3 protein-coding genes and 1 pseudogene are annotated in these 1796 nt (G+C 63.8%); 2 read left to right on the forward strand and 2 right to left on the reverse strand.

Translation table 11 applies throughout. The annotated features are described in order from the left end of the window. Positions 1-252, forward strand: a 252-nt coding sequence (locus tag EN781_RS31760; RefSeq protein WP_127400691.1) for an aldehyde dehydrogenase family protein, incomplete at its 5' end; no start/stop codon positions are given. 40 nt (positions 253-292) lie between these two features. Beyond that, positions 293-670: a hypothetical protein gene (locus tag EN781_RS31765; protein WP_126058980.1), complete on the forward strand. Its 378-nt coding sequence runs from the start codon at positions 293-295 to the stop codon at positions 668-670. Between the two features lie 33 nt (positions 671-703). Here EN781_RS31765 and EN781_RS31770 read toward each other — a convergent pair whose 3' ends face one another. Further along, positions 704-1558 carry a sugar phosphate isomerase/epimerase family protein gene (locus EN781_RS31770; protein WP_127400692.1) on the reverse strand — a complete coding sequence of 285 codons (855 nt, stop codon included), beginning with the start codon at positions 1556-1558 and terminating at the stop codon, positions 704-706. A gap of 4 nt (positions 1559-1562) precedes the next feature. Continuing rightward, a pseudogene (locus EN781_RS31775) lies at positions 1563-1796 on the reverse strand (sugar ABC transporter ATP-binding protein); the annotation flags it as partial.

Raw genomic sequence — 1796 nt, forward strand, 5'->3', positions numbered from 1 at the left:
AACGACACCGAATACGGCCTGTCGTCGGCCGTCTTCAGCCGCGACATCAAGCGCGGCATGGCGGTCGCTGCCCGCATTCAGGCCGGCATCTGCCACATCAACGGCCCGACTGTCGGCGACGAGGCGCAGATGCCGTTCGGCGGCGTGAAAGGCTCAGGCTACGGCCGCTTCGGCGGCAAGGCCTCGATTGCCGAATTCACCGACCTGCGCTGGGTGACGATCGAGGACCCGGGACAGCATTATCCGTTCTGAAACTGCAGGTCCCATTGGCGCCATCCGCCGGTGGCGCTACATGCCTTTCTCGCTAATTGTATCGATGCTCGTTGCGGCTGTCTCAATTAGCTGGGATGATGGTGGCATGGGACCAGCAGATGGCGAGTTGGAGACGCGACTAAGGCGGCTGGGCAATCGCCTCGACGAGATCAAGTCGGCAAAACTCGCTGCCGCACCTCGGGATCGCTTTGAAAAAGTGCCGATTGGCCCGGATGATCCGGACCAGATAGCAATTGTAGAGCGCTTCGGCATTGGCGCTTTTCTTGGTCCCGGTAGTCAACTGGCAGGCCTTGCATCGCTAGTTGCCTTCCTGAAGGCATTGCGTCGGACAAACCACGTTCCTTCTCCCGCTCAAGGAGAAGGTCGATTGGCGCACAGCGACAAGACGGACCAATAGTGATCGGGAGAAGGCCACCGCCTCACAGCCCGCTCACCCCAGTTGCAGCCCTGCCTTGCGTGCTTCCTCACGCAGGAACGGCAGGCCGACCTCGATGACGTCGCGCGGGTCCTCCGCCACCGGGCGCCACACCGCTAGCCCGCCGGCAATGTCGACATCGACATGGTTCATGCTTTCGAGCGTGATCGGTCCCTCATAGCCGATGTCGGCGATTGCCTTCATGCAGGCCGCCCAGTTGATCATGCCGCGCCCCGGCACGCCGCGGTTTGCCTCCGACACATGCACATAGCCGAGGAAGGGCGCGGCCGCCTCGAAGCCGGCCGCAAAGCTCTCCTCCTCGATATGCATGTGGTAGGTGTCGAGGTGGATGAAGATATTCTCCGCCCCGACCCGCTCGATGACCCTGGTCGCATCGATACCGCGGTTGATCAGATGCGTCTCGTAGCGGTTGCAGGGCTCGATGCCGAGCTTCAGCCCGCGCGCCTTCGCCGACTTCGCCGCCCGCTCGAGGAAGCGGCACATACCGTCGATCTCCTTGCGCGTCGGCGCCCGGCCGGTAGTCTTGCCGATCGTGCCGTAGGTAACGCCGCCGAGCGCCTCGCTGCCCACCTCATTGCAGACCTTGAAGGCCGGCTGCAGGAAGTCGAGGGCCTCGTCCGGCCGCTCGACCACATCGAGGGAGCGCGGCAGGCCGAGCGAGGGGATCAGCTCGACGCCGTAGTGCGTGGCGAAGCCGCGCGTGCGCTTGGTGTCGATCTCCTCAGGGCGCAGCAGCGGGATTTCCATCAGCCCGATGCCGTGTTCCTTCAGCCGGTCCATCTGGGGTTCGATGCGGGCAAGGTCCCAGACCGGAGCGATGGCGAAAGTGTGCAGTCCAAAAGTGTTCATATGTTTAGCCTCGTTGTTCATGCGCCGCCGCGGCGCTGATATCGCCGCCGCCGACGATGCGGCTGACGACTTCGTTCATGTTCGTCTTGCTGGTGACGAGATCCGCATCGGCGCGGCCGTGGCGCAGCACGACGATGCGGTCGGTGACCGACAGCACGTCGTTCAGCCGGTGCGAGATCAGGATAACGGCGATGCCCTCCGACCGCAGCCGCCGGATCAGGTCGAGCACGCTCTGCAC

Source organism: Mesorhizobium sp. M4A.F.Ca.ET.090.04.2.1 (genome assembly GCF_003999085.1).
Taxonomy (GTDB): Bacteria; Pseudomonadota; Alphaproteobacteria; order Rhizobiales; family Rhizobiaceae; genus Mesorhizobium.

What these genes read in the sequence shown, in the direction of transcription:
- EN781_RS31765 (WP_126058980.1), top strand. Translation starts at nt 293, where the DNA reads ATGCCTTTCTCGCTAATTGTATCGATGCTCGTTGCGGCTGTCTCAATT.
- EN781_RS31770 (WP_127400692.1), bottom strand. Translation starts at nt 1,558, where the DNA reads ATGAACACTTTTGGACTGCACACTTTCGCCATCGCTCCGGTCTGGGAC.